At 61.7% G+C, this 23,366-nt stretch carries 22 protein-coding genes and 1 pseudogene; 14 read left to right on the top strand and 9 right to left on the bottom strand.

What is annotated here, in order from left to right; genetic code table 11:
- Positions 1-173: 173 nt before the first annotated feature.
- From CAG41_RS26490 to CAG41_RS26450, 9 genes are all read left to right on the top strand, one after another.
- Positions 174-1,808 (top strand): methyl-accepting chemotaxis protein, encoded by a 1,635-nt coding sequence (locus tag CAG41_RS26490; RefSeq protein ID WP_085586921.1) that lies wholly within the window; start codon positions 174-176, stop codon positions 1,806-1,808.
- A gap of 199 nt (positions 1,809-2,007) precedes the next feature.
- Complete coding sequence (pnuC, locus tag CAG41_RS26485; protein ID WP_085707683.1) at positions 2,008-2,574, top strand: nicotinamide riboside transporter PnuC; 567 nt, start codon at positions 2,008-2,010, stop codon at positions 2,572-2,574.
- Positions 2,571-3,095, top strand: coding sequence for an AAA family ATPase (locus CAG41_RS26480; RefSeq protein WP_085586919.1), 525 nt, complete (start codon positions 2,571-2,573; stop codon positions 3,093-3,095). Before pnuC ends, CAG41_RS26480 begins: the two co-directional genes overlap by 4 nt.
- 358 nt (positions 3,096-3,453) lie before the next feature.
- Positions 3,454-3,903, top strand: a complete 450-nt coding sequence (locus CAG41_RS26475) for a hypothetical protein (RefSeq protein WP_085586918.1) — start codon at positions 3,454-3,456, stop codon at positions 3,901-3,903.
- A 1-nt stretch (position 3,904) separates the two neighbouring features.
- The gene (locus CAG41_RS26470; protein WP_085586917.1) at positions 3,905-4,477 is read left to right on the top strand and encodes an adhesin; all 573 of its coding nucleotides are present in this window, start codon (positions 3,905-3,907) and stop codon (positions 4,475-4,477) included.
- A 68-nt stretch (positions 4,478-4,545) separates the two neighbouring features.
- Entirely contained in the window at positions 4,546-5,550 is a 1,005-nt protein-coding gene (locus CAG41_RS26465) for a heme utilization protein (protein ID WP_085586916.1), read from the top strand.
- A gap of 64 nt (positions 5,551-5,614) precedes the next feature.
- Positions 5,615-6,295 (top strand): C39 family peptidase, encoded by a 681-nt coding sequence (locus CAG41_RS26460; RefSeq protein ID WP_085586915.1) that lies wholly within the window; start codon positions 5,615-5,617, stop codon positions 6,293-6,295.
- 43 nt (positions 6,296-6,338) lie between these two features.
- Entirely contained in the window at positions 6,339-7,085 is a 747-nt protein-coding gene (locus CAG41_RS26455; protein ID WP_085707682.1) for a hypothetical protein, read from the top strand.
- A 45-nt stretch (positions 7,086-7,130) separates the two neighbouring features.
- Entirely contained in the window at positions 7,131-8,435 is a 1,305-nt protein-coding gene (locus tag CAG41_RS26450; protein ID WP_085586913.1) for a transporter, read from the top strand.
- An 82-nt stretch (positions 8,436-8,517) separates the two neighbouring features.
- Here the strand turns inward: CAG41_RS26450 and CAG41_RS26445 are convergent, their stop codons facing one another.
- On the bottom strand, positions 8,518-9,843 hold the full coding sequence (locus CAG41_RS26445) for a sigma-54 dependent transcriptional regulator (RefSeq protein WP_085586912.1): 1,326 nt from the start codon (positions 9,841-9,843) through the stop codon (positions 8,518-8,520).
- Positions 9,844-10,187: 344 nt separating this feature from the next.
- On the opposite strand from CAG41_RS26445, the gene CAG41_RS26440 reads away from it, so the two are divergent.
- From CAG41_RS26440 to nhaB, 3 genes are all read left to right on the top strand, one after another.
- On the top strand, positions 10,188-10,454 hold the full coding sequence (locus CAG41_RS26440) for a hypothetical protein (protein ID WP_085586911.1): 267 nt from the start codon (positions 10,188-10,190) through the stop codon (positions 10,452-10,454).
- A 285-nt stretch (positions 10,455-10,739) separates the two neighbouring features.
- Positions 10,740-12,029 (top strand): hypothetical protein, encoded by a 1,290-nt coding sequence (locus CAG41_RS26435; RefSeq protein ID WP_085633802.1) that lies wholly within the window; start codon positions 10,740-10,742, stop codon positions 12,027-12,029.
- 74 nt (positions 12,030-12,103) lie between these two features.
- Complete coding sequence (gene nhaB, locus CAG41_RS26430) at positions 12,104-13,606, top strand: sodium/proton antiporter NhaB (RefSeq protein WP_085586909.1); 1,503 nt, start codon at positions 12,104-12,106, stop codon at positions 13,604-13,606.
- A gap of 136 nt (positions 13,607-13,742) precedes the next feature.
- On the opposite strand, the gene CAG41_RS26425 is transcribed toward nhaB, so the two are convergent.
- The 3 genes from CAG41_RS26425 to gnd are packed head-to-tail and all read right to left on the bottom strand — an operon-like array spanning position 13,743 to position 17,061.
- A complete protein-coding gene (locus CAG41_RS26425) occupies positions 13,743-14,564 on the bottom strand; it encodes a Cof-type HAD-IIB family hydrolase (protein WP_085707681.1) in 822 nt (273 codons plus the stop codon).
- Positions 14,561-16,084 (bottom strand): glucose-6-phosphate dehydrogenase, encoded by a 1,524-nt coding sequence (zwf, locus tag CAG41_RS26420; RefSeq protein ID WP_085633800.1) that lies wholly within the window; start codon positions 16,082-16,084, stop codon positions 14,561-14,563. Before zwf ends, CAG41_RS26425 begins: the two co-directional genes overlap by 4 nt.
- Positions 16,081-17,061 carry a phosphogluconate dehydrogenase (NAD(+)-dependent, decarboxylating) gene (gene gnd / locus CAG41_RS26415; RefSeq protein WP_085641191.1) on the bottom strand — a complete coding sequence of 327 codons (981 nt, stop codon included), beginning with the start codon at positions 17,059-17,061 and terminating at the stop codon, positions 16,081-16,083. Before gnd ends, zwf begins: the two co-directional genes overlap by 4 nt.
- Before the next feature lie 274 nt (positions 17,062-17,335).
- Here gnd and CAG41_RS26410 point away from each other — a divergent pair, with 274 nt between their 5' ends.
- Positions 17,336-17,518: a DUF6026 family protein gene (locus CAG41_RS26410; RefSeq protein ID WP_085586905.1), complete on the top strand. Its 183-nt coding sequence runs from the start codon at positions 17,336-17,338 to the stop codon at positions 17,516-17,518.
- Positions 17,519-17,707: 189 nt separating this feature from the next.
- Positions 17,708-19,453 (top strand): phosphoethanolamine transferase CptA, encoded by a 1,746-nt coding sequence (locus CAG41_RS26405; RefSeq protein ID WP_085633798.1) that lies wholly within the window; start codon positions 17,708-17,710, stop codon positions 19,451-19,453.
- 399 nt (positions 19,454-19,852) lie between these two features.
- Here CAG41_RS26405 and CAG41_RS26395 read toward each other — a convergent pair.
- The 5 genes and pseudogenes from CAG41_RS26395 to CAG41_RS28450 form a co-directional block, all read right to left on the bottom strand.
- Positions 19,853-20,122: pseudogene (locus CAG41_RS26395) on the bottom strand (transposase); the annotation flags it as partial.
- Between the two features lie 71 nt (positions 20,123-20,193).
- On the bottom strand, positions 20,194-20,751 hold the full coding sequence (locus CAG41_RS28455; protein ID WP_139835000.1) for a hypothetical protein: 558 nt from the start codon (positions 20,749-20,751) through the stop codon (positions 20,194-20,196).
- Positions 20,748-21,476: an alpha/beta hydrolase gene (locus CAG41_RS26390; protein WP_085694694.1), complete on the bottom strand. Its 729-nt coding sequence runs from the start codon at positions 21,474-21,476 to the stop codon at positions 20,748-20,750. Before CAG41_RS26390 ends, CAG41_RS28455 begins: the two co-directional genes overlap by 4 nt.
- Before the next feature lie 4 nt (positions 21,477-21,480).
- Complete coding sequence (locus CAG41_RS26385; RefSeq protein WP_085694693.1) at positions 21,481-21,978, bottom strand: PAAR domain-containing protein; 498 nt, start codon at positions 21,976-21,978, stop codon at positions 21,481-21,483.
- 21 nt (positions 21,979-21,999) lie between these two features.
- On the bottom strand, positions 22,000-22,575 hold the full coding sequence (locus CAG41_RS28450; protein WP_139831492.1) for a hypothetical protein: 576 nt from the start codon (positions 22,573-22,575) through the stop codon (positions 22,000-22,002).
- Positions 22,576-23,366: the final 791 nt, after the last annotated feature.

Here is a 23,366-nt window from a genome sequence, read left to right as displayed (position 1 = left end):
CGTGAAGAATCAATCGCCATTCAGGTTTTTCCGTGCGGGGCCGAAATCCTAACAGACAAGCCGAAATAACGCTGTGCGTTATACGACTTGGGTCGCGTAGGCGCCCGTCCCGAAACGTGGTTGGATGCTGGCGGCGTTTTATGACAAGAACAAGAAACCGGAGTGACAGCGTTATGAACAGCTTGCGCAGTGTGTCGATCAGCCGACGCTTGTGGCTCATCTTGATTGTGGCGGTGGTCATGCTGCTGACCCTGGGCGTGTTGATGCTCAAGCAGGTGCACGACGGCCTGTACCACGCCAAGGCGCAGAAGACCCAGCACGTGGTGCAGACCGCCAGCGGCCTGCTGACCTACTACCAGGGCCTGGAAGCGGCCGGAACCCTGACCCGCGACGCCGCGCAGAAGCAGGCGCTGACCGCCATCCGCGGCCTGCGCTACGACCAGAACGACTACTTCTGGATCAACGACCTCACCCCCGTGATGGTCATGCACCCCACCAATCCCAAGCTCGAAGGCCAGAACCTCTCGGCGATCCGCGACCCGGACGGCTTTGCGGTGTTCAACGAGATGGTCGCCATCGCCAAGTCCAAGGGCGCCGGCATGGTCGACTACCGCTGGCCGAAGCCCGGCGCCAGCGAGCCGGTGGCCAAGACCTCCTACGTGAAGCTGTTCGAGCCGTGGGGCTGGGTGATCGGCTCCGGCGTGTACATCGACGACGTGCAGGCCGAGTTCCAGGGCCAGGTGCTGAAGGCTTCGGCGGTCGGCCTGGTGATCGCATTGATCATGGCCGTGCTGGTGATTCTGATCGCCCGCAGCATCGTGCGGCCGTTGCAGGAAAGCGTCAGCGCCATGGCCAACATCGCCAGCGGCGAAAGCGACCTGACTCGCAGCCTCGACACCCACGGCCAGGACGAAGTCACCCAATTGGCCCATCACTTCAATGCCTTCACCGCCAAGCTGCGCCGGGTGATCGGTGACTTGCAGGCCTCCGCCAGCGCCTTGGGGCAATCGTCCAGCGAACTGGGCAACGATGCCGCCCAGGCCCAGGAGCGCAGCCAGCAGCAGTCGCAGCAGATGGAACTGGTGGCCACGGCCGTCAACGAAGTCACCTATGGCGTGCAGGACGTGGCCAAGAACGCCGAGCACGCCGCCAGCGAAGTGCGCGACGCCGAGGCTCAGGCCCAGCAGGGCCAGATCAACATCGACGGCAGCCTGCAGCAGATCGACAGGCTGTCCGGCACCATCGACCAGGCCGTCGAGGTGATCCGCACCCTGGCTGCCGAAAGCACGCAGATCGGCAGCGTGCTGGAAGTGATCCGCTCGATCGCCGAGCAGACCAACCTGCTGGCGCTCAACGCCGCCATCGAAGCGGCCCGGGCCGGCGAACAGGGCCGCGGGTTTGCCGTGGTGGCCGATGAGGTGCGCCTGCTGGCGCAACGCACGCAGAAGTCCACGGCGGAGATCCAGGCCATGATCGAACGCCTGCAGAACCATTCCGAGGCGGCGGTCAAAGTCATCGGCGAGAGCAGCACGGCCTCGCAGTTGACCATCGAACAGGCCGGACTTGCTGGTGCGAGCCTGAACGCCATCGGCCAGGCGCTGCGCAACCTCAACGGCCTGAACGCCTCGATCGCCAGCGCCACGCTGCAACAGGCCCACGTGGTCGAGGACATCAACCAGAACGTCACCCAGGCGGCCGGGCTGTCCCACAGCACGGCGCTGGCGGCCGAACAGTCCAGCGCCGCCAGCGTGCGCCTGGGCCAGCTGAGCGAACAGCTGAACGGGCTGCTACGCCAGTTCCGGGTCTGACCATCGGCCAAGGCACTGCCCGGCGGTGCCTTGGCTGACGCCATCGCCAGCAGGCTGGCTCCCACAGGATTTGCGCAGGCCTGCCGTTTGCGCGAAGAACGCCGCCATCGCCAACAAACCGGTGCCCACAAGCAGGCTCGCGCCCGGGACTTTTTTGGGTACAATCCGGCCCCTCTTCCGCTCCCTTCAAGGATTGTGCATGTCCGGGCTTGAACTGTTTGCCGCCGCCCTCGGTGTGATCGCCGTCTGGCTGACGGTCAAACAGAATCCGTGGTGCTGGCCGATCGGGCTGGTCATGGTGCTGCTGTACAGCTGGATCTTCTTCGAGGTGAAGCTGTATTCGGACATGTTGCTGCAAGTGGTCTACGCCGCCCTGCAGCTCTACGGCTGGTGGCAGTGGACGCGCGCCGGGACGATGCACGACGGGCGCCAGGTCAGTCGGCTTGCCCCGTCCTCGATCGTGCAGGGCCTGGGCCTCGGCGCCGTCGGCAGCCTGCTGCTGGGTGCTGCGATGGCCCATTGGACCGACGCCGCGCAACCCTGGCTCGATGCCGCGCTGACCGGCTTCAGCCTGGTGGCGCAGTTCTGGATGGCCCACAAGCGCCTGCAATGCTGGGCGTTGTGGATCGTGCTGGATGTGGTCTTCGTCGCCCTCTTCCTCTACAAGGCGCTGTACCTCACCGCCGCGCTGTACGCCCTGTTCACCCTGATCGCGGTGCTGGGCTGGCGTGAATGGCGGGCCGACCCGGCGTTGCGCCACGCATGAAGACCGTCGTCCTCACAGGTCCCGAATCCACCGGCAAAAGCTGGCTGGCGGCCAGCCTCCAGGCACGCTTCGGCGGCGTGCGAGTGGACGAGTACGTGCGCACCTTCATCGAGGAAAAGGCCCGGGACACGTGCCTGGCCGACATCCCCGAGATCGCCCGCGGCCAATTGCACCGCGAAGACCAGGCGCGGGCACAGCGGCCGCCGCTGCTGATCCTCGACACCCACCTGCTGAGCAACATGCTCTGGAGCCAGACCCTGTTCGGCGACTGCCCGGCGTGGCTGGAGGAGCAATTGCTGGCCCGCCGCTACGACCTGCACCTGCTGCTGTCCCCGGAACAGATCGAATGGACCGACGACGGCCAGCGCTGCCAGCCGCAACTGATCGAACGGCAGGCGTTCTTCAACGCCACGCAAGCCTGGCTGGAACGCCACGGTCAGCCGCTGCGGATCATCCGCGGCGACTGGGACGAACGGCGCCGCGAGGCCTTCGCGGCGGTCGAGGCCCTGCTGGCCGGCTGACCCGTTCGCCGGGGCCTCTGCCCCGCCCTCTTCCCCTGCTTTGGGGCAAAAGTGTCCATTCCTGAAACACGTCCCCCGCTGCAAAGTGCCCGTCTTGGCGCGCTTCATCGCTTTGTCATGCCTTGTGTTACAGCGTTGAAACAGCACCGCGCAAACCCTTGTTCCAGAGCTTTGCATCGGCTTTGGCCCACTTGCGGGCCCGGCGCCTGTTTCAGCGCTGAAACAGCTTTTGTATCAGCCTTGCGCAACGCGGAACCAACCCATTGAAATCCATGGAGTTTTAAAAACCGGCACAGCTTTCGCTCTCTCCCTCACAACGCTGACCTGGGCTCGGCCCACTGAAGAAGGAACAGCCACCGTGGGGAAAATCAAAAAAGGCCTGACCTGCCTCCTGGTGATCGGATCCGCCGCCAGTGCACTCATCAGTTTCAACGTTCAGGCCGGCGGCAACGGCGTGATCGTCCTCAACCGCGATGTCCAGCCTACACCCATCGGCCGCAGCGCCGGCAAAGATCCGTACCCGACCACCGTCAACGCCAACCCTTCGGCGCGGATCAACCAGACCATCGACAACACCGAACTCAACGACGGCGACTTCGCCAGCGTCGCCAGCGGCTCGTCGATCCGCGGCAACATGGCGACCCCCAACGGCAGCCTGCCGGGCCTCAACACCCTGACCAACCCCAACGGCATGCCCGGCATGAGCGCCGGCCACGGCGGCGGCGCCGGCGGCACGATCTCCAACACGGTCAACCGTGCCATGAGCACCGGCCTGGCGCCGCTGACCCGCATGGCCGGAGGCCAATGACATGAATCGTTCCCTGCTCCTGCTCGCCCTGATCGGCTGCGCCAGCGCCATGGCCGATCCCAGCTCTGTGAACAACGCGAACATTCAAGATTCAGGCATGCAGTACCGCGGCAACTTCAACGTCAACCAGGCCGCCGGCGACCAGATGCAGCAGACCAACGCCAAAGCGGTCGCCATCGGCACCAACGCCCATGCGACCACCAGCGTGATCCAGAAGATCGACACGCCGGCCGACCGCTCGACGAACGCCAGCGCCACCATCGGCGGCGCCTCCTTCAGCAACGGCAGCGGGATCCTGGGCGTGAACCAGGGCGCCGGCGCCAACAACCAGATGGCCAACGTGACGCGCGTCAGCATCAGTGCTGCCCCGCAGAGCGTTGACGACAGCGCCCTGTCGCAACAGAACGTGGCGCTTTTACCGAACTCAGGAGCAACTGGCACCTCACCCGGCAGTCGCCAGGTCACGACGAGTGATCAGGCCTTCACCGGCAGCCGAGGAGTGATCCAGGTGAACCAGAGTGCCGGGGTGGGGAACCGTATGGCTAACACCCTGAGCATCCGGGTCGCTGACTGACCCAAACAGGCAGTGCAATTAGAAAGTACCAACACTTAACCAACTAATAAGCACGACGGAGAAACACCATGAAACCTACAATGGCCCTCAAACCACTGGTTTTCGCACTTGCAGCAGTGATGGCAATCGCAGCACAGGCAGGCGGCCGTGATGACAATCACGGTCATGGTAACGGCCACGGCAACGGTCATGGCCACGATCCAAAAGGCCCGACCCTTGAGCAAATCCTTCAGATCACCGCCGGCGCCGGCGCCGCTGTGCTGGACGAACAGAACAGCGACGGCAACGTGGTGAAAAACCAAGGCACCAAAAACGATGCCAAGGCTGACAACTCGCTGAACAACTCCAATGGCAACATGGGCGCCAACGTGGCCGCCGGCGACGGCAACCAACAAGACAACGCCGCTGCCCTGGCCACCGCCGACGAAAGCTTCATCTTCGGTACCGCTGTTGCTGCCTCGAGCGCCACTCAAGTCAACAACAACAACTATGTGAAAAACTCGTCGACCACCAACAGCGCTACTCTGAACAACGCTGGCAACAACGGCTCCGGGAACATCGGCGTCAACGTGACTTCCGGCAACTTCAACCAACAGAAAAACAACCTGGCGATCGCTGTTTCGGGTGGCCGTGTAGCCAACGCCGCCGCTGCCGCCAACCAGTCCTCCACTGGCCTGGTCGTCGACAACAAAGGCGTGCAGACCTACAAAAAAGACACCCTTACCGGAACCTTCTCTGCCGCTGGCGTCTTCGCCGCCAAAGGCACCGCAACCATCGAAGGCGACGATCACCATGGCGGCCACGGCGGCTATGGCAACGACAACCGTGGCGGCGGTCGTGACGACGATCAAAAAGCCAAATTCGAAGCCGTTGGTGTCTTCGGTCTGGCTGGCGTCACCACCCAACAAGTGCTGACCAAAGACGGCTGGAAAAACCCTGTGACCAACACCGCCAACATGACCGGTTCGATGAACAACTTCTCCGGCAACGGTGGAGCCAACGTATCGGCAGGTGTGGGCAACCAACAAAGCAACTCGCTGTCCATCGCCGCAGGCTGCAAAGCCTGCATGTAACCGCGATCAAAACGAAAGCCCCGGAAACGGGGCTTTTCGTCGGTCCCACAAGGCGTACCCGACCATGCGTACAACTGCCCTCATCGCCCTGCTTTGCCTGTCCGGCCTGACCCAGGCCGCTCAGATACCGGTGGCCGCCCTGCCCGGTGGCGTACTGGTCTATAAGGACGTGCAAAGCCTGCGTGAGCGCAAGTTTGCCGACATCGTCGAACAGAAAACCGACTTCAGCTGCGGCGCCGCCGCACTGGCGACGGTGTTGCGCCAGGCCTATTGGCTCGACGTCGATGAGGAGCACATCATCAAAGGCATGCTGGTCAACGCAGACCAGGACCTTGTCCGTACTCAAGGTTTCTCCATGCTGGACATGAAGCGCTACGTGGAAAGCATCGGCATGCGCGCCAGAGGCTACCGGATACCGGCCGACAAACTCGAGTCGGTGAGCATTCCGGTCGTGGTACTGATGGAGATTCGCGGCTACAAGCATTTTGTGGTGCTGCAGCGGGCGGACAAGGATTGGGTCTACATCGGAGACCCGGTTTTAGGACACAAACGCTACGCCCACAATGACTTTGTCAAAGGTTGGAACGGCATCGTCTTTGCCATCGTCGGCCCCGGATACGACAAGACCAATGCATTGCGCAGTCCTCCGGAACCGCTGACGGCCAAGAACAAGCTGGATACTTTCAACCCCGTCAAAGATGCTGAACTGATGGACTTCGGGTTCATACAGAGCGACTTCTTCTAATCGCCGATTACAAGAATGGGGCTGGATGTCCCGGGAGCAGCGGATGAAAACCTCATATTGGCTGGCCGCCGCCTGCCTGGCAGCGAGCGCATCAAGCTTTGCCAATGCAGGATTCAAACCCATTGAAATCAAGGACCAAGAGCTCGCCGAGCTTCGCGGTCGCTACGTCATGCCGGGCCGGATCATCAGCTTCGGTGTGGTCATGAGCAGCACCTGGCGCAACGCCAGCGGCGACATGATCGGGGCGTCGGCCTCGATGCAACTACAAGTGGCAACGGTAAAACCCGAATTCTATGTCTCGACCATCAAGGAAACCGGTAACGGCAGCCCCCTGCAGACGGGGACCGGCAACGTCATTGGTGGCGCAGGACTGAACAGCAGCCAGGGCGTGACGCAAAGCGTGCGCGCCGCCGGCGACAGCAACACCGCCTACAACAACGTGGCGATCAACGTCAAAGAGGCCAACCAGGCACCGGCACTGGTGCCCGCCCAGGGGCAAGCCCTGATGGCCGGACAGACCATTTCCGGCAGCAACGCCGCCGGCAGCGTGGCGGTCTCCGCCACCGGCGGAGGCGTGCAGATGGCCATTCAGGCCGCCGGCAACCAAGGGACGGCCCTGCAACAGGTCGCCCAGGGCGGGCTTTTGCAGAACAGCCGCCTGCTCGGCAACGCCAACGTCGTCAATAACCTGACGCAACTCAACGTAGTCCTCAGCAACAACGGCATGAGCGCCGGCGCGCTGGACTGCAATCTCACTCAACTCAGGGCACTACGCAACATCGGATATTGAACTACGCTGAGTCTCGACCATTGGGCTTGAAGGGACGGCTTATTCATGTATCGATCAGTTTCACTGCGTGCGGCTGTATGTTTGAGTACTCTACTTCCCGCCGCAGCATTGCATGCGGCGCCGGACGCGGACGTAGAGGCCCTGAAACAGGAACTTCTGGAGCTTAAGCAACGATACGAAGTGCAACAAAAGGCCCTGGCGGTGCTCGAGCAGCGGGTCCGCCAGGTCGAGGACCAACCCGCTTCACCACCGCCCAAGCGCCTGGCCAAGTCGCCGGCCGACATGAAAGGCAACAAGCAGGTCGCCGGCACCGGGGCCGCAGCCGCGTCGGGGGGCGCAGCGGGGGGAAGCGGCGCATCCTATGGCCAATCGCTGGCCGACGACTCGCAACCGGCGCAGAGCGTGTCCAACCTGTACGACGAGGCCAGCGGCTTCTTCGGCGGCGGCAAGTTCAGCTTCGAGACCGGCATCACCTATTCGCGCTACGACACGCGCCAGCTGATCCTCAACGGTTTCCTCGCGCTGGACTCGATCTTCCTGGGCAACATCAACCTGGACCGGATCAAGGCCGACACCTGGACCCTTGACCTCACCGGCCGCTACAACTTCGACAACCGCTGGCAGTTCGACCTGAACGTGCCGGTCGTGTACCGCGACTCGACCTACCAGTCCGGCGGCGGCAACAACGGCGCCGCCAACGTCACCACCGAACAGGACGTGAGCCGCGACCCGACCATCGGCGACGTCAACTTCGGCATCGCCTACAAGTTCATGGACGAGTCGGTCAACACGCCGGATGCGGTGGTCACGTTGCGGGTCAAGGCCCCTACCGGCAAGGATCCGTTCGGCATCAAGCTGCGCCAGACCGACGCCAACAGCAACCTGTTCGTGCCGGACACCCTGCCCACCGGCAACGGCGTCTGGTCGATCACGCCCGGCATCTCGCTGGTCAAGACCTTCGACCCGGCCGTGCTGTTCGGCAGCCTGTCCTATACCCACAACCTGGAGGAGTCCTTCGACGACATCAGCTCCACGGTCAACCAGAAGACGCCGGGCAAGGTGCGCATCGGCGACAGCTTCCAGATCGGCGCCGGCATCGCGTTCGCGCTGAACGAGAAGATGAGTATGTCGTTCTCCGTCTCGGACCTTGTGCAACGCAAGAGCAAGCTCAAGCAGGACGGCGGGGATTGGGAATCGGTGGTGTCCAGCGACGCCAACGCCGGTTACTTCAACGTCGGCATGACCATCGCGGCCACCGACAACCTGACCATCGTGCCCAACCTGTCCATCGGCATGACCGACGATGCCCCGGACTTCTCCTTCAGCCTGAAATTCCCGTACTACTTCTGACGGGCGCCCATGCAAAAGGCCCGCTGCGATCCCTGTCGCAGCGGGCCTTTTCAATTTCCCCTCCCCGGGGAAACACCGCGCCCTAGCGGATCTGGTGCTTGTGCAGCAAACGGTAGAAGGTCGGCCTCGAGACGCCCAGCACCTTGGCGGCCACGCTGAGGTTGTCGCTGTGGCGGTTCAGCACGTCGCACAGCGCCTGGCGTTCGGCCCGGGTCTTGTAGTCTTCGAGGGTGCCCATGGGGGTCGTGACCGACTGCTGGCTGATCAGCCCCAGGTCGCGGGCCTCGATCTGCCGCCCTTCGGCCAGCACCAGGCCGCGGCGCACGCGGTTGGCCAGCTCGCGGACATTGCCGGGCCAGTCGTGCTTGCCCATGGCGATCAGGGCGTCTTCGCTGAAGCTGCGCGGGCGCCGGCCGGTCTCGTGGCTGTAGAAATGCGAAAAGTGGTTGGCCAGCATCGACAGGTCGCCGTGGCGCTCGCGCAGCGGCGCGGTCACCACCTGCAATACGTTCAGCCGGTAGTACAGGTCTTCGCGAAAGCGTTTCTTCTCGATGGCCGCCTCAAGGTCGACGTGGGTGGCCGCCAGAACGCGCACATCCACCGGAATCGGCTGGCTGCCGCCGACCCGTTCGATGTGTTTTTCCTGGAGAAACCGCAGCAGGTTGGCCTGGAGCTCCAGCGGCAGGTCGCCGATCTCGTCCAAAAACAGCGTGCCGCCGTTGGCCGCCTCGATGCGCCCGACCTTGCGCTGATGGGCGCCGGTGAACGCGCCTTTCTCGTGGCCGAACAGTTCGGACTGGATCAGATGCTCGGGAATCGCCCCGCAGTTGATGGCCACGAACGGCTTGCTGTGACGTTGGGACTGGCGGTGCAGCGTGCGGGCGACCAATTCCTTGCCGGTGCCGCTTTCGCCGCGGATCAGCACCGGCGACTCGGTGGGCGCCAGTTTGCTCAGCAGCTTGCGAAGTTCACGGATCGGCTTGCTGTCGCCGAGCAGTTCGTGCTCCGGCTGATCGACGTGGATCGTGCCCTGGCCGCGCAGGCGCGCCATGCCGAACGCCCGGCCCAGGGTCACCTGCACCCGCGAGACGTCGAACGGCAAGGTATGGAAATCGAAGAACCATTCGCAGACGAAGTCCCCGACGTTCTGCAGACGCAGCACCTCCTGGTTGAGGACGGCGATCCACTCGGTGCCGCTGCGGCTGATCAGTTCCTTGACCGCCTCCGGGCGCTCCAAATGAAAAGGCTGCAAACGCAACAGGCCGACATCGCAGGTGCGGTCGGCGGCGTTTTCCAGCGAACAGCTGTCGACATCCCAGCCCACGGCACGCAAACCGGGCAGCAGGCGGTGACAATCGTCACAGGGGTCGACCACCAATAGTCGTCGTAGGGCAGGCGCTTCGCTCATGACTGTTCCTTGGCGCCAAATTATGGGAAATGATCGCAAAAACAGTCATTTGGCAGACCTGGCTGTAACATTAGCAAGAATTTGACGGCACCTTGTATCAATTGCTTATAGGCGTACAAGTGAAGCAGTTATAAGTAACCGGTTTATTAGTTAGCTATCGACATGATTCTTTCACCAGGCTTTCAAAAGCGCCCGGACAATTGCCGGATCGGAAGAAAGTTGAAATTTCTTCGAATCCTGTGTGACCCGTCCCCCGGTTGCGTGCATCAGTACAAGTAACCAGCCGAACGGTAAGCCCAACCGACGGCACATCACTTGATTGGGCACTACAGAGAGAAGACCCCATGACCGCCCCGCTCCGTATCAACGAAGCTCTTTTGATTGCCAACCGCGCGTTCGAACCCTTCCAATGCGTGGCCTGGGCCCCACAAGACGGCAACGGCGAACTGAACCTGACCGTCATCGACCGCACCAACTCCCAGATCGGCCGCACGAAGATCCCGAGCAGCGCCTACTCCGACCCGGCGCAACTCGAACACCTGCTGCAACGGGCCCGCGCCGAACTGAGCGAAGAAGGCTACACGCTGCAATCCTGGTCGATGCCACACTGATCCGGGGCGATGCGGATGACGTTCCTGTCATCCGCCCCTCTTGCGCTTAGTTGCCGCATCCCTTCTTTTATTAGCGCACTCGCGTACAACTTTCTTCACAAGTTGAAGGCCCGAATACTTGGCAGGCTTGCGACTGGTTCAGAAAGTCATTGTTCTGGCACAGTGCGACCCTCCACCTGTTACTTCTGTCAGTTGTACTTGCACTCTTTCAAGGATTGAATGGGTCGCTCATGCAGTTGCCCGACCGACTTCCCGGTGTCGGCCGACTCGCAAGGAGACGCGTGCATGCCCACCCAGACCGCTTATGCGTTACCCGCACCTCCCGACAACGCCGGTCAACTGGACACCTCTTTTGCCGCCAACGGCGTCGCCCGGGTCTACTTCGCCGGCAGCCGCTCCAGCCTCACCCAGGGTGTGGCGCTCGATGCCCAAGGCCGGATTCTGGTGGCCGCCAAGGTCGGCACGGACCAAGGCAGCCGTTTCGGCCTTGCCCGTCTGCTGCCGGACGGTTCGGCAGACCTGAGCTTCGGCCTGCACGGGAGCGTGATCGGTGCCTACGCCGACGGCTACGAGGCCACCGCCGGCAAGGTGCTGGTACTGCCTGACGGACGGATCCTGCTGGCCGGCCTGCATTATGAAAACACCCACCGCACCCTGCCCGCCCTCGCCCTCTTTGACTGCCACGGCCGCCCCGACGGTGCGTTCGGCGAGGACGGCCGGCAAGTCGTGCGCTTGCCGGGCGACCTGTCCATGGGCTCGCGCGACTCTTGGCTGCCGCCCGGCGTCCCCGGTGCCGAGGCATGCGACGTCGCCTTGCAGCCCGACGGCCGGATCCTGCTGATCGCCAATCACCATTTCGAACTCGCCGACCATGCCGGCATCCTGATCCGCCTCACACCCGGCGGCCAACCGGACAGCACCTTCAATGGCCGCGGCTTCGTGATGGTTCGCCACCTGCTGCTGAACACCTGGCTCAGCAGCCTGCTGCTGCAGCAGGACGGGCGCATCGTGGTCGCCGGCTCCATCGATTTCCCTCAAGAGGGGCTGCTGGCGCGTTACCTGCCGGACGGCCGACTGGACGAGCGCTTCGCCGTGGACGGGTTCATGGCGTTCAAGGCCGGGGGCCAGAGCGCGCTGGTGAGCCAGGTCCTCGAATCCGCCGAGCGCCTGCATTGCCTGGGCAGCAGCCGCGATCCGATCCGCTGCCTGTCACTGACGCTTCACGTCAACGGCCGCCCGGATGTGCATTGCAACGGCGCGCGACCGCACCTGCTGGAAATCGGCCACAGCGGTTGCCAGTGGACCGCCGCCGTCCGGATGGCGGATGGTCGGATCATCGCGGCCGGCGCCACTATCGGCGGCGTCGAAGCGGATTTCATCGTCGCCCGCTACCTGGCGGATGGCCGGCCGGACCGGTGCTTCGGCGACGGCAACGGCTGGCTGCGCACGCGGCTGGGGCACAGTCTGGACACCGCCACATCCATGGCCCTAGAGCGCGACGGCGGGATTCTGGTCGGCGGCTACTCGCTTGACGGCAATTACCGTGCTGTCGTGGCGCGTTATCTGAATCAATAAAGAGAAAACTCCTACGCTTGATCTTGATCGAAGCTTGCGGCACCGTGCGCGCTTCTTAAGACAAGGAGCAACCGATGTCCGGCTCGATGGCCCAAGCGTTCGCGCACAATTTTCTCGGGCACTCTCCCCGTTGGTACAAGGCGTGCATCGTCGGGTTCCTGATACTCAACGCGCTGGTGTTGTGGACGGCAGGCCCGGTGGCTGCCGGCTGGCTGCTGGTGGTCGAATTCATTTTCACCCTGGCGATGGCGCTCAAGTGCTACCCCCTGATGCCGGGCGGCCTGCTGCTGATCGAAGCGCTGCTGCTGAACATGACCACGCCGCAAGCCATCTACGATGAGCTGGTGCACAACTTCCCCGTGATCCTGCTGCTGATGTTCATGGTCGCCGGCATCTACTTCATGAAGGATCTGCTGCTGTTCCTGTTCTCGCGCCTGCTGCTGGGCGTGCGCTCCAAGGCGCTGCTGGCGTTGATGTTCTGCTTTCTGTCGGCGTTCCTGTCGGCGTTTCTCGACGCGCTGACCGTCACCGCCGTGATCATCAGCGCCGCTGTGGGCTTCTACTCGGTGTACCACCGCGTGGCCTCCGGCAACGATCCTCGCCAGGACAGCGAGTTCAACGATGACCAGCATCTGCCCGTGCTGCACCACGGGGATCTGGAGCAGTTCCGCGCCTTCCTGCGCAGCCTGCTGATGCACGGCGCGGTCGGCACGGCCCTGGGCGGCGTGTGCACGCTGGTGGGCGAGCCGCAGAACCTGCTGATCGGCCATGAGATGGGTTGGCACTTCGCCGAGTTCTTCAGCAAGGTCGCGCCGGTGTCTCTGCCGGTGCTGGTGGCCGGCCTTACGACCTGCGTGCTGCTGGAGAAGCTGCGCTGGTTCGGTTACGGCACGCTGCTGCCGGACAACGTTCGCGCCGTGCTGGCCAACTATGCCGCCGAAGACAACGCCGAACGCACCCCGCGCCAACGCGCCGCCCTGCTGGTGCAAGGCGCCGCCGCTCTGATCCTGATTGCCGGGCTGGCCCTGCACATCGCCGAGGTCGGCCTGATCGGGCTGATGGTGATCGTGCTGATCACTGCCTTCACCGGCATCACCGATGAACACCGGCTGGGCAGCGCCTTCAAGGACGCCATGCCCTTCACCGCCCTGTTGGTGGTGTTCTTTGCGGTGGTCGCAGTGATTCACGACCAGCAACTGTTCGCGCCGTTGATCCGCTGGGTGCTGGCACTGCCGGCCGAGCAGCAGCCGGGCATGCTGTTCATCGCCAATGGTCTGCTGTCGGCGATCAGCGACAACGTGTTCGTGGCCACGATCTACATCACCGAAGTGAAGCAGGCGTTCCTGTCCGGCCACATGAGCCGCGAGCATTTCGAGACGCTGGCGATCGCGATCAACACCGGCACCAACCTGCCGAGCGTGGCGACTCCCAATGGTCAGGCGGCGTTCCTGTTCCTCCTGACCTCGGCCATCGCGCCGCTGGTGCGCCTGTCGTATGGGCGCATGGTGTGGATGGCGTTGCCGTACACCGTGGTGATGGGCGTTTTGGGCTGGTATGCGGTGAGCTATTGGCTGTAGCCGACATTTTCAGGGCCTGACACGCCGCCATCGCCAGCAGGCTGGCTCCCACAGAGTTTGCGGTGGCCCACAGTCAGCATTCCCCCAGCAAACCTGGGGGAGCCAGCCTGCCGGCGATGGCGTCAGCATGAGCCCCCTACCGGGGCAGGATGTACCGCTCGATGGCCTGCGCCACGCCGTCTTCGCTGTTCGAGCCGGTCACCGCATCGGCCTGGCGCCGGATCTCCTCCGGTGCCTGCCCCATCGCAATCGACAGCCCGGCGCAGTGGAACATCGCCGGGTCGTTGCCGCCGTCGCCGATGGCGGCGGTCTGGGCCAAGGGGATGCCCAGGTATTCGGCCAGCGTCACCAACGCGGTGCCTTTGTTGGCCTCCAGCGCCGTCACGTCCAGATAGACCGGCTGCGAGCGCGACACCTGGGCCATGCCGTCGACCTGCGGCAACAGGCGCGCCTCCAGCTCGATCAACAGCTCGGTGTTGTCGCTGGCGGCCACGATCTTGGAGATGCGTTCCAGGTAGGGTTCGAAGCTGTCCACCACCACCGGCGGGTAACCGAGCCCGTGCTGCTCGCGCGGCACCATCGGCCCGTGCGGATCCTTGAGCAGCCAGTCGTCGCCGCTGAACACCCAGATTTCGATGTCCGGCCGGTCGGCGAACAGCGCCAGCGCCGTCAGCGCGGCGGTGGCCGGCAAGTGGTGGGCCGCCAGCAGGCTGCCGTCCGGGTTGACGATCGTGCCGCCGTTGAAGCCCGCCGTCGGCAAATCGACGCCCAACGCCTCGATCTGCTGTCGCATGGCCCTGGGTGGACGTCCGGTGGCGAGGCTGAACAGCACGCCGACCTCGCGCAAGGCGCGCACGGCTTCGACCGTGCGCGGGCTCAGGCTGTGGTCGGCCCGCAGCAGCGTGCCGTCCATGTCGCTGAGCAGAAAACGGATGGGTTGCGGCGCAGTGTCACTCATCCCAGGCCATGCCAGACGCGGCCGTCGCGGGTCAGCAGTTCGTTGGCCGCTTCCGGGCCGTCTTCGCCGGCCGCATAGGCCTGCACGCTCGCATCCTGCTGCCAGGCGTCGAGGAACGGCTGCACCGCCCGCCAGCCGTTCTCGATGTTGTCGGCGCGCTGGAACAGCGTCTGGTCGCCGGTGAGGCAGTCGTAGATCAGCGTCTCGTAACCGGTGGACGGCTGCATCTCGAAGAAGTCCTTGTAGGCGAAACCCAGTTCGATGTTAGCCATGTTCAGCGCAGGCCCCGGCCGCTTGGCCAGCAGGTCGAACCACATGCCTTCGTTGGGCTGGATCTGGATGCGCAGGTAGGTCGGCTGCAGCTCGTCCACTTCGGTGTCGCGGAACTGCGCATAAGGCGCCGGCTTGAAGCAGATGACGATCTCGGTGTCGCGCACGCTCATGCGCTTGCCGGTGCGCAAGTAGAACGGCACGCCGACCCAGCGCCAGTTGTCGATCATCACCTTCAGCGCCACGTAGGTTTCCGTGGTGCTGTCCGGCGAAACGTTGGCCTCTTCGCGGTAACCGGCCAACGGCTTGCCGTCCAGGGCTCCGGCGCCGTACTGGCCACGCACCGAGTTGGCCCGCGCCTCTTCCGTGGTCCAGGGGCGGATGGCGCCGACCACCTTGGCCTTCTCGCCGCGCACCGCGTCGGCGCCGAACGCGGCCGGCGGCTCCATGGCGACCATCGCCAGCAGCTGGAACAGGTGATTGGGCACCATGTCCCGCAGGGCGCCGGTGTTTTCGTAGAAGCTGCCGCGGGTCTCCACGCCGACGGTCTCGGCGGCGGTGATCTGCACGTGGTCGATGTAGTGGTTGTTCCAGAAGGCTTCGAACAGGCTGTTGGAGAACCGGCTGACCAGGATGTTCTGCACGGTTTCCTTGCCCAGGTAATGGTCGATCCGGTAGATCTGCTTCTCTGTCATCACCTTGAGCAGGCAGGCGTTCAAGGCTTCGGCGGTCTTGAGGTCCGAGCCGAACGGCTTTTCGATCACCACCCGCCTGAACGCTTCCGGAGCTTCCTCCAGCAGGCCGGCGCTGCCGAGCCTGCGCACCACCTCGCTGAAGAAACGCGGCGCGGTGGCCAGGTAGAACACCGCGTTGCCGGTGCCGCTGTCGGCGATCTTCGCCGCCAGGGCCGAATAGGTGCCGTCGTCCAGGAAGTCGCCCTGGACGTAGCTGATGTTTTTCGCAAGCTGGGCCCACAAGGCCGGGTCAAGGGACTGGTTGCCCTTGCCGACCTTGCTGGCCACTTCGTCGCGGATGAAGTCTTCGAGTTTCTTCGCGAAGCCTTCATCGCTGATGGCGTTGTGGTCAACGCCGATGATCCGCAGTCCGTCACCGAGCAACCCGTCGCGCTTGAGGTTGTACAGCGCCGGCATCAGCAGGCGCTTGACCAGGTCGCCGTGGGCGCCGAACAGAAACAGCGTGGTCGGCGGCGCGGGCTCGGCCTTGGACTTCCTGCGGATCACATGGGTCATTTCTTCGCGGTCTCCACATGGCCGCCGAAGCCGAAGCGCTGGGCCGAAAGGATCTTGTCGCCGAAGGTGCCCTGGCCGCGGGAGCGGTAGCGCGAGAACAGCGAGTTGGACAGCACCGGCACCGGCACCGCTTGTTCCATGGCCGCCTCGATGGTCCATTGGCCTTCGCCGCTGTCCGCGACAGAGCCGGAGAAGCCGTCGAGTTTCGGGTCGGCCGCCAGCGCGTCGGCGGTCAGGTCCAGCAGCCAGGACGACACCACGCTGCCGCGGCGCCACACCTCGGCGATGTCGGCGACGTTCAGGTCGAAGCGCTGATCTTCCGGCAGGCGGTCGCTGGACTTGGTCTTGAGGATGTCGAAGCCTTCGGCGAAGGCCTGCATCATGCCGTACTCGATGCCGTTGTGGATCATCTTGACGAAGTGCCCTGCGCCGGCGGGACCTGCGTGGATGTAGCCGTGCTCGGCACGCGGGTCGTCGGACTTGCGGTCCTTGGTGCGCGGGATGTCGCCCATGCCCGGCGCCAGCGTCTTGAACAGCGGGTCGAGACGGCTGACGGTCGCGGCGTCGCCGCCGATCATCATGCAGTAGCCGCGCTCCAGGCCCCAGACGCCGCCGGAGGTGCCCACGTCGATGTAGTGCAGGCCTTTCTCGGCCAGGGTCTTGGCCCGGCGGATGTCGTCCTTATAGTTGGTGTTGCCGCCGTCGATGATGGTGTCGCCGGCCTCAAGCAGGGTGCTCAGGGTTTCGATGGTCTCTTCGGTCGGCGCGCCGGCCGGCAGCATGACCCACACGGCGCGAGGCTTGGCGAGGCCGGCGACCAGCGCCGGCAGGTCGGCGACGCCCGTGGCGCCCTCGGCGGCCAGGGTGTCCACAAAAGCGGTATTGCGGTCGTAAACAACGGTGGTGTGACCGTCGAGCATCAGGCGCCGCGCAATGTTGCCGCCCATGCGGCCCAGTCCAATAATCCCGAGTTGCATGTGCTGATGCTCCTTACTGCAGTAAAAGTGTGTCAATGGTTATAGCCCAACGCGACTGATGGAGGTTAGTCCGAAGCGTCGTGATGAAGTTTCCGGGCATTGTGCCCGATCCAGACAGATAACGTCGGGAAACGTGGCGAAGACACAACGACCGCAAAAAATAAAAAAGTTCCCATCACAAGCAAAAGAAATCAGAATCGGCGCCGATAGTGAGTCAGGATCCCGGCCACGGGAGCCGATTCACGGTTGAGTCACGCCGTTTGCGAGGTGAGCAATGGGCACAGTACATACCGCAACACCGCCACAAACCCTGTACGTCACGATCCGCCGCGATGAACTGCGCGAGCTGAAGGACGAACGCGATCAGCTCAAGCGGGAATTGGCGCAACTGCGCCTGCTGACGCAGGGCGCCCAGCCCGCCCCGCTGCCGACCCTGCAGCGCCGCCCCAACGCCTGACCCCTCTGCCCCGGGAGCGGCCCGCGCCGTTCCCGTCACGATGCCCGCCTCGCCTTTACGGGCAACTCACAAAGTTTTCACATCCGCTTGTTGATACTCCGCCGATTGAGCCGAGCGAGAGCGTTCGGCTTCCGTTCGTCGGCAAAAGGATGCACCGGCGGTGGTTGTGACGAGTGAGCGGAGCGCTGAATGGCATTGTTCAAACGCAGCAATACGACTGCGACAGGTTTTGACTGGACCGGACTGCTCTGGCTGTTCGTGTTCTTCTGGTACTTTTCGGGCATCACCCAACTGTTGATCCAGCTGACCGGCACCTCCGGGTTCACCGGGTTCCGCCAGGCGTTCGTGATGAGCGCCGTGTGGCTGGCGCCGATGCTGCTGTTCCCCAAACGCACCCGCCTGCTCGCCGCGCTGATCGGCGTGGTGCTGTGGGCCTGCTCGATGGCCAGCCTTGGCTACTTCTTCATCTACCAGCAGGAGTTCTCCCAGAGCGTCATCTTCATCATGTTCGAGTCGAACGTGTCCGAGGCCGGCGAGTACATCACCCAATACTTCGCCTGGTGGATGATTCCGGCGTTCCTCGCCCACACCGCGTTCGCCTGGTTCCTGTGGACACGCCTGCGCCCGGTCTACATGCCCCGTGGCCGCGCGTTCGTGGCGGCGATGGCGATCCTGCTGGCCGTGGTCGGCTATCCGCTGATCAAGCAGACCCAGCGCACCGGCAGCTTCGCCGGCGGTTTCGAGAAGTTCGAGACCCGCATCGAGCCGGCCGTGCCATGGCAGATGGCCGTGGCCTATCACCGCTACCTCGAAACCCTGGGCGAAATGCAGGGCATGCTGCACAGCGCCAGCAAGATCCCGCCGCTGCACAACCTCAAGGATGCGGGCGCCGACCAGCCGGCGACCCTGGTGCTGGTGATCGGCGAGTCCACCAACCGCCAGCGCATGAGCCTCTACGGCTACCCGCGCAAGACCACGCCTGAGCTGGACAAGCTCAAGGATCAACTGACGGTTTTCGACAACGTCATCACCCCGCGCCCGTACACCATCGAGGCGCTGCAGCAGGTGCTGACCTTTGCCGACGAAGAGAACCCGGACCTGTACCTGTCCACGCCGTCGCTGGTGAGCATGATGAAACAGGCCGGCTACAAGACGTTCTGGATCACCAACCAGCAGACCATGACCAAGCGCAACACCATGCTCACGACCTTCTCCGAACAGGCCGACGAGCAGGTGTACCTCAACAACAACCGCAACCAGAACGCCGCCCAGTACGACGGCGATGTGATCGAGCCGTTCAACAAGGCCCTGGCCGACGCGGCGCCGCGCAAGCTCATCGTCGTGCACCTGCTCGGTACCCACATGAGCTACCAGTACCGCTATCCGCCGAGCTTCGACAAGTTCCAGGACCGCGACGGTGTGCCGGCCGGCCTGCGCGACGACCAGGTGCCGACGTACAACAGCTACGACAACGCGGTGCTGTACAACGACTTCGTGGTGTCGAGCCTGATCAAGGACTACGCCAAGTCCGATCCGAACGGCTTCCTGCTGTACCTCTCCGACCACGGCGAAGACGTCTTCGACTCGGTCGGCCACACCACCCTGGGCCGCAACGAGAACAAGCCGACCGCACCGATGTACACCATCCCGTTCATGGCCTGGGCCTCGCCGAAGTGGCGCCAGACCCATGATTGGAACTTCGTCGGCGACCTGAGCCGCCCTTACAGCAGTTCGCACCTGATCCACACCTGGGCGGATCTGGCCGGCCTGAGCTTCGACGAACTGGACCGCAGCAAGAGCCTGGTCAGCGACAGCTTCAAGCCACGCCCGCTGATGATCGGCAACCCGTACGAACGCGAGCAGCGTCCGTTGATCGACTTCAGCCTGATGAAGCCGAAGAAACCGGCGGCCACCGAGGTGGTGCAGCAGCAGTGAGACAAAGGGGCCATCTAAGGCCCCTTTTCATGCGCATGTCCCGTGCGGCCGATGGCCCGATCCCTGTGATCCTGTGATCCTGTGATCCTGTGATCCTGTGATCCTGTGATCCTGTGATCCTGTGATCCTGTGATCCTGTGATCCTGTGATCCTGTGATCCTGTGATCCTGTGATCCTGTGATCCTGTGATCCTGTGGCGAGGGAGCTTGCTCCCGCTCGGGTGCGCAGCAGCCGCAAAGCCGGGGCACGCGGTGTTCCAGGCAAACCTCGACCGCAGGATTTGGGGCCGCTTCGCAGACCAGCGGGAGCAAGCGCCCTCGCCACAGAGGAATCTACAGCTCATAGAGGTTCCTACAGCTCACACAGAGGGAAGAAACGGGACGGATTTATTTAGCCGTCCACAAAAGCCCGGCACGTCGTAACGAAAGCGACTTTGTTGTTCTTACGAAAATCGACGATGGTCTTGAAGTCGGGTTTGATCCGGTTGATCAACCACATCACCTCGATGTTGCGCTGGCATTCGGCTTCCAGGTGACGGGACGAACGAATGCGCTGGAAATAGCCATAAAGGTAGAGTTTGAGCTGATCGGCGGGGTCGTAGGCGGGGCGCCCGATGGCCTTGGGCTGAGTTTTCTCAAAGCCGAGCTGACCCAGATCCAGCTTGGTGACCTTTACGAAGTGCCATTTTTATCGAAGATACTCCCATACGACGAGTAAATTAGCGCGTTAGCGACAAACAATTACTGGTGGCGTTCAGCTGCATTATTCATTTTTTTTAAATGTACAATCAGGCCTGAAGTAGGAATATATACAGTATTAGTGTAATAAGCCTTGAATCCATAAGCAGTGATATACACCTGGCATGGGATGCTCTCTTGCCCCGCCAACAGAGTCTCTAATACTGCGCCCGAGGTGATCGAGATCGGGATAGATATCTCTCTTTCTTCGGTTGCGTTGAATGATAGTGAAGAGCGGAAATAAAAGCGTCCATCTTTACTGGGTTTGGCGTCAGCTTCCAAAAGGCCCACGCCTCGTGTTTTAATTGTGTGGGTTACATTGAAATTTTTGTCATGATTCAAGGAGCATACGAGTTTAGGGGTGTTTTGATTCTGTTTTTCGTAGATATTGAAAACCTCGATCAGGTTTTGATCTGATTCGAGCGTCACGTAAAGTAGCGCGTCGCCATAGTTTGCAAAACCTACAAACGTCAATGACGCAACCGGGATGTTGGGTGTCCGAGCGCATGCGCTGCAAATTAGTGCAGTGGCCAATATTAGTAATTTTTTAGCTTTAATCATTTTATGTTTTTCACATATGCATCATAAAGGAAGTCCAGCGCACATTTTTCACCTTGAATCGGGGCAACCATCATGTGGCTCGCAAACGCGTGGTTTATGTTGACTGTTGCATTTATCGTTGGGCCTTGGCTCACAACCCATCGTTCTCCGAAGTTGGCAACGTGGTCTGACGCGTCCGACTTTATTGGGTTTGCGCGGATATTGATCCACATGTCGGCAACGGGAGTTGGTTCAGAGTAGTAGATATCAGAGCCCAACCAAACCAGAAAGCCTTTGCCGACAGGATCCAAGGTTATTAGGAGCGCGATTTTGTAACCTTCATCAGACAATATTTTCGAGAGGTGAGCGCCATTCCATCCGCCTAGGCTGTGTCCAACTATATAGATAGGGCATGATCTGTTAGGGATGAGATTGGTGATGTGTTTTTTGATATCACCGTCCCCACGAGCCTCGTTATATCCCCAGACGTATTTTGTGTATTTTTCGGAAAGCTGTGCGTTTTCCATCCTTTTTGACATTAGCAAGTCGACATCATCAATGTTGTGAAATGCACCTTGGAAGTAATAGCTTTCTTGGTCTCCAGCACCACCAATGTAAAAAATAATGGGTTTGGGGGTGGATACAGGCACGGCCTTTATTTGTGAGTTATTCACCGGCGTCAGTGTGTGCGTTGCCGCCAGACTTGCTGAGTTACCACTGGGTAAAATGATTTTCTCTGCTTCCATGTTCTTAATCTTCCAAAAATAACTTGATGCTTTCAGCCAGATGCGAACTCACCACATGGGTATAGCCCTGCGCATCACTGACTCCATGTTCAATGCTGCCATTGGCGCGCTGAATACCGTAGGCATGGTTAGGAATAGGCTCACCCGTAGATTCGTCGACCAGCTTTATCTTGTCGCTGAAGTGCACCGGCATCGACGATAGTCCACTGAAGGGCGCAGGCACGAAGGTGTCACCGATAATGATAGTGCTCGCGCCTGCCGTCACCGTATTGCCATGAGCGCCAACGCTGCCGACGGTGGCGGCATTGAAGCCATTGATTAATACGGTTGAAGAGACACTGCCGGTAATCGGGCTTCCGCACGCTGAGGTGTCGTTTAGGCGGGCAGCGCCCAAGCCTTCGAAGAACACATCTGATGAGCCGGTTACCAGCGAATTGGTGCCGTGACCCAAAACTGGGCACGCAGTGGGATCGGTAATGCGCGCAGCAGGTTTGCCACTCATGGGAACGTCCTTTTCAGGTATTCAAAGGGGGTAGTGGAGGTCAATGGGGGCGTCTGAAAATCGCCAGCATTCATCCATGGGGTTGTACATGGCTCGGTAGCTTTCTTGGGGCGCACTGCAGGCCTTGAGTGCTTGCCAGGCGAGTTCAGTGCAGCCATCCATGGAGTGACTGGAATAATCATCAAGCTGGTTGAGCCAGGAGTTGTAATTGGGCATGCCAACACTGCGGTAGGCATCAAGCAGTGTCTGCGCGACTTCCTCACCCCAATGCAGGAATCGCCCAGGTGCCCACGGGCCGGTCTGGGCATGGACAAACCAGCCAAGGCTGGGCAAACGACCATTTGCTAGGCACAGGGAGCCACGCTGTGAGCTGAGCCCGCAGCATAGAAAGACGCTGAGCCATCCTTGGTGGGCGTGGATGACATCAGTGGGGTCGAATTGCGCCAAAGGGATGGCACGGTAGCCGCTGGTTGGCATTGAGCGGGCGACCAATTCGGCGTCCAATCGCGATACGAATGCTTGTATGGCATTACCATTGCCGCAGGGTGTGCAAAGAATTTCGACCGGTGCGCGGGCTGGGATGTCGCTGCTTCCCAAGATACGAACCACCCCGTAAAGGCGAAGCGAAGTCTTCAAGCCGCTTGGGTGAACAGCTGGGGGCAGCGTGCAGCTGCTGGGGGGCGGCACGGTGCTTGGGGATGAGTGCATTAACTATTTACGTCCATGTAAATTTTCGGGGCGAAAGGATGCACCAGACGGTGCATGGCTTCAATCGCTTTTTCGAATTTGATTTTGGTGTCAATGACTGCTGCGTATGGGCTCCATTCACCGTTTTTGCCGGAGGATGAATGAGCCAGGCAACACTGCGCGGTTCGTGATATTGAATAATGAAACTAAGCCTTGATGCGATGATCAAGTCGAGCTAGTCAGGCGCGCTATCAAAAAACGGGACGGATTTATTTTGCCGTCCCGTTTTCATTCATGGATATCACAGAATCTTTTCAATACTCAGAAAATGCTGTTTAAACAAGTTTAGAAAGAATTCCATCCCCCTTCACTACCTTGCGCCATTGCCTACAGCTACGCCAGAATCCGCCGGCTTGTACGCCTTGGGGGCGGGTTTTATCGTTTGCCTGTCACTAAAAAATCAGTGATCGGGTTTCGCAGCCTGGCTCAATCAAGACGCACAGCGTTCTGTTCCGCTGCCATCGGTGTAGATGGCAGCGCTGCATTATGGTGGCTGTGCGCGGGATACCCTCGGGTATGCCGGGTTCCTTGATTCCCGGTCTGCGAACCTGCGTACAGCTGCCACCTCACTTCGTTTCGCAGCGAATCGTGGCGGCTCCATCAATCAAGGAGCTTCACCATGTTCAAACCCACCCCCAACC

It is taken from the genome of Pseudomonas sp. B35(2017), from assembly GCF_002113645.1.
Lineage (GTDB): Bacteria > Pseudomonadota > Gammaproteobacteria > Pseudomonadales > Pseudomonadaceae > Aquipseudomonas > Aquipseudomonas ekonensis.
Note: the sequence above shows the minus strand (reverse complement) of the source record. Positions and strands in the feature narration are given on the sequence as shown.